This is a genomic window from Eubacterium sp. BIOML-A2 (assembly GCF_009680135.1).
Classification (GTDB): domain Bacteria; phylum Bacillota; class Clostridia; order Lachnospirales; family Lachnospiraceae; genus Faecalicatena; species Faecalicatena contortus_B.
Genome location: NZ_WKZK01000027.1, coordinates 58,827 through 63,499 on the forward strand (window position 1 = coordinate 58,827; position 4,673 = coordinate 63,499).

The window sequence follows — 4,673 nt, forward strand, 5'->3', positions numbered from 1 at the left end:
TCACAGCTCCCCCCATGATCCCCGCTACAAGAAACCGTTTCATCCCCAGTGCCAAAGCCGCCGGCGGCACCACAGCGCATATTCCCGCAGCCGCGGTGATTCCATACTGGACGGCATCTTTTGTCATAAACTCCGAGGTGACAACGGCAATGGGTTTGGTAGCCAGCGATGAAGCCAGAATCAGCGGAATCTGAAACTGACTCCAGGTATTCAAAAACAGGATCAGTGCAGCCGATACAATTACCGGTTCGGAAGCCGGCAGAATAATACGTAAAAACGCACGCATTCTTCCGCACCCATCCACCAGCGCGGCCTCCTCCAGTTCTTTCGGTATGGTGGCAAAGTAGTTCGATATAAGCCATGTTGTCACCGGCAGCAGAGCGCTTACATAAATCACGCTCAGCCAGAACATATTGTCGAGCAGCTGATGATCTGCAAATATTTTATAAATTGGTATAATAGTGGCCATAACCGGAATTACCATGGTAATCAGCAGCATATTTTTGATCAGGATTCTCCCCTTGAATTCCATCCTCGAGAGCGCATATGCGGATGCCAGCGCCGCCGGCATCCCTAGCAGAAGCGTTACACCCACAGCCTTCAGGGAATTCAGCATCCCCGTATAAAACAGCTGCCCCTGCTGCCCTGTCCCTAACAAAAGATTCCGATAGTTCTCCCAGGTAATATCCCCGGGCAGCAGATTTGCAGACCTTCCAAACATACCGTACTCGGGAGTCACGGAAATCAGAAAGGCCCACAGAAACGGCCCGATTGTAAAAAGCAGAAAAAGAATCATAAACAACCAGTACCCTTTTTTTCTTTTCATCCGTACATCACCTCCCTGTTCAGATTCCTCAGATAAAATATGCCAAGAATGCCGGCCAGAAGCATTACCAGATATGTGATAGCGCTTCCCTTCCCAAAATCGAGGAAGGAAAATGTGGTCAGATAGCTCTCAACAACTATATTCTTACCCAGATCTCCCATACCGGACAGCGCCACAATTTCATCGAATACGTTTACCGCGGTGATCGACGTGCTTGTCATTCCGATTCCTACAAACGGAAGCATCAGCGGCACAGTGATTTTCCGAAAAATCTGCAGGCTACCGCCACCGTCGATCTTAGCCGCCTCATACAGGCTTTCCGGCAGAGCTTTTCTTCCCGCAAGGCACACCAGGGCCATAAAAGGAATGCTCCGCCAAGTAACCACAAGAGAAACCGACAAAAGCAGGAGCCACCGCGAGGAGAGCCACTCCACCGGCTGATCCACAACATGCAGGGTAATCAGCAGCTTGTTCATGAATCCATACCCAGAGTTCAGAATGAACTTCCACAGCACCCCGTTGACATACGGCGGAAGCGCCCAGGGCAGCACTGCCACGGCAAGCATGAGTCCGGATACACGGGATTCCACATTCAGAAAAAGCGCAACGGCTATACCGATCACTGTTGTAAGCAGAACGATCATCACGACAAGAAACAGGGTATTCTGCAGACTGTACCAAAAAGAGGATGACTTTAATACACTGATATAATTGGCAGGACCGATGAATTCGATCTCTCCGGGCGCTGTCAGCTTCCACTTTTTCAGGCTATATGAAAATGTTACAATCACAGGGTAAAATACCAAGACACCCATGATAATCATCATGGGCGCCAGTAATAGATATGGTAATGCTTTTTTCATCACTATTTTCCTGCCAGTTCCGTAATCTTACTGTCCATCTCTTCAAAGGCTTCTTCCGCAGTCAATTCCCCAAGAGCCATTTTATTCACCGCATTATAAATGGCATTGCTCATCTCTGCATAATAGGACGGTACCCCGTTGGGGAACGGAGACGAGATCCGCTCAGCCTCCTCCAGCATAGCGCCGGAGTCTGTGATTGAACCGTCGTTTATGAGCTCTTCCAAGATCGTATTATGAGTTGGGATCGCGCTTTTTGTTTTATAAAGTTCTTTTTGGATCTCAGGCGACGTATACCATTTTACAAATGTCTCAGCATCTTTCTTATTTTTTGAAAATTTGGTAATTCCAATCGCCTCTGGAAGCGCCATGGTATGCTCTGAAGTACCGGTCTTTCCCGGCACCAGAATCGGCTCGATCTGTCCTACAATACTGCACTCCTCGCTGTTGCTGCTTCTCGCCACAAAGGATGTAGGCCCCGTCATAAAACTGGCATCACCTGATAAAAGCCTCCGGTATGCATCCATACCGGACGAAGTCTTATCGGCCGGGTCAATCAGTTCTTCCTGAAGCATCTTCTCCTCATAACTGAGCGCAGCCAGCACGGAGTCCTTAATCAGCGTACCGTCCTCATGAAATACTGCGCCATTCATTGTATACGCCAGCCAGATTAACGAAGTCGTCGCCGCTTCTTCCGCATTCAGCGGAATCGCAAACGGATATTCAGACACACCAGCTTCTTTCAGCTTTTTTGCATTTTCATATACCTGTTCCCATGTCTCCGGCGCCGACTGGATCCCGGCCTCTTTATAGTGCTCGGTATTATAATAAGACAGCCTGTAATCATTGGCATAAGGAACAGCCAGTACTTTCCCTTCTATAGTAAATGTATCCAGCGTAGGCATGTCGGCCTTTTCTTCTTCTGAAAGCCGGATCTCCTCCAGCCAGTCTGCAGCATAGAACTCCCCTACCCAGGACCAGTCCACTTCCACCACATCCGCAGCAGATGAACCGCCGGAAGCTGCAATTGCAATCTTATCCCGGATATCATCCCAGCTTACCTCATTGATCACAACATCAATCCCGGTCTCCCCTGTAAAATCTGCCAGCATCTCATCCGGCGGCACCCCCCAGTCCGGAATCATAAAGGTAATCTGACGGTCTCCCTTTTCATTCTCCGTTATATCCTCTGCTTCTTTTTTTTCATCCTTCTCCTTCGCACCGCATCCTGCCAGCATTCCCACAGCCAGACACAGACACACCACGAAACTGATCACTCTTTTCATACCTTTTCCTCCTTTAAGCTCCATGTTTTTGAGACCTACGGCTTCACCCCTGCCAAACAGAGCTCAGCCATCCTGCATATACTGCAGAGCCCAAAACATATTCGACACTTTCTCTTATGATACCACCAATAAACCAAAGGATACAACCCATTTTCGACACATAGATAAAAAATGGGTACGCCTGATGGAAGCAGAGAGCAGCGGAACGGAAGATACTTCCCCTCCGTCCTGCTGCCCGCTCCCATCAGGCGTGCCCCAACATTATCAGGCAGACTGTCTTCCCCCTCGCTGGGCCGCCTCAAACTCCCTTAATTTCTCCCTGGCTTCTCTGTTCAGGTTCTGCGGTACTTGTATCTGCACGCATACATACTGGTCACCGTGCACCTCCGGATTCTTCATGGACACAACGCCCTTTCCCCGGAGCCGTATTTTCGTCCCCGACTGCGTTCCCTCCCTGATCTTGCAGAGTACGTTTCCATAAAGAGTCTCAACCATCACTTCCCCGCCGAATACTGCGGTAGTAAACGGGATGTAAGCCATCGTATAAATATCCTGCCCCTTTCTCTCAAAGCCTGCCTTCCCGCCGACCTGTACTTTTAAGAACAGGTCTCCCGGTTCACCGCCGCCTGCGCCTGGCATCCCTTTGCCCCGCAGCCGAATGCTCTTGCCGGTCTCAATACCTGCCGGAATGCGAACCTGCAGGGACTGCACAGGTGCTGTCATACCATCCTGATTCTGAAGCGTAATAATCTTTTCACATCCAAAAACCGCCTCGTCAAAAGTAACTGCAACTTCCGCATGCAGGTCTGCGCCCTTCCTGCGGAACGTTTTTCTGCCATATCCTCCGCCGCCAAACCCACTGCCAGAATAATTATGGTATTCGAATCCCTCTGAACCGCCGCCCCTGAACATATCGCCAAAAATATCCCCGAAAATATCATTCATATCGCCGCTTTCAAAATGATATTCCCGTGTCCCTCCATTCTGACGGCTGTATGCCTTGGCGGCATCGGCATCAAACCCTCCTTCAAAAGCAGCATGGCCGAACTGGTCATACAATTTACGTTTTTCTTCGTCACTTAAAACCGTATACGCCTCTGTAACCTCTTTAAAATTCTGTTCAGCCTGGGCGTTACCCGCATTTGTATCCGGATGGTACTTTTTGGCAAGCTTCCGGTACGCCTTTTTTATCGTGTTTTCATCTGCACTCTTATCAATTCCCAAAACTTTATAATAATCTCTCTTTGCAGCCACTGCCATCACCTCCTGGTCCTACCTTCTGGCTTCTTGTTTTAAGAGATTCATCTCTTCCCCATAGCGTAGGGAGAGTCCTCTTATCTTGTTAAATCTGTGGGGAAAAGCCCCGTACCCAATCAAAAAACATCCCCGAAAATACTTCCGGGGAATCATGCTGCCCAACAATAGATTCATAATCAAGCCCCTATTGTTCTATTTGTAATATAACACGCCACATCAGAATTGTCAATAAAAAATTGGGATTTAGTTGGCTAGCTTTAGACTTGTCGGCGGATGGGGACGCTTTATGACAGGGAGGCCGGGGAGATGCTGGGGCTGTATATGCCGTTGCGATATGCACCCATGCTGCTAAGTGATTCTAGAACACCCGATGCCGGATAGGCGGGTACGCTGAACACATCACGGGAAATCTGATGATTTCCCGCGCTGGGTTCAGCAACAACT

The 4,673-nt window shown here is 49.1% G+C and carries 4 protein-coding genes; all 4 read right to left on the reverse strand.

Annotation, left to right across the window (positions count from 1 at the left end; translation table 11 throughout):
* On the reverse strand, nucleotides 1-826 hold an 826-nt coding region (locus GKG43_RS11460), incomplete at its 3' end, for a carbohydrate ABC transporter permease (RefSeq protein WP_154266204.1).
* On the reverse strand, nucleotides 823-1,689 hold the full coding sequence (locus GKG43_RS11465; protein ID WP_154253423.1) for a sugar ABC transporter permease: 867 nt from the start codon (nucleotides 1,687-1,689) through the stop codon (nucleotides 823-825). The genes GKG43_RS11460 and GKG43_RS11465, both read right to left, overlap by 4 nt.
* Before the next feature lie 2 nt (nucleotides 1,690-1,691).
* Nucleotides 1,692-2,972, reverse strand: a complete 1,281-nt coding sequence (locus GKG43_RS11470; protein ID WP_055155381.1) for an extracellular solute-binding protein — start codon at nucleotides 2,970-2,972, stop codon at nucleotides 1,692-1,694.
* A 264-nt stretch (nucleotides 2,973-3,236) separates the two neighbouring features.
* Nucleotides 3,237-4,226 (reverse strand): J domain-containing protein, encoded by a 990-nt coding sequence (locus GKG43_RS11475; protein WP_055155383.1) that lies wholly within the window; start codon nucleotides 4,224-4,226, stop codon nucleotides 3,237-3,239.
* Between the last annotated feature and the right edge of the window lie 447 nt (nucleotides 4,227-4,673).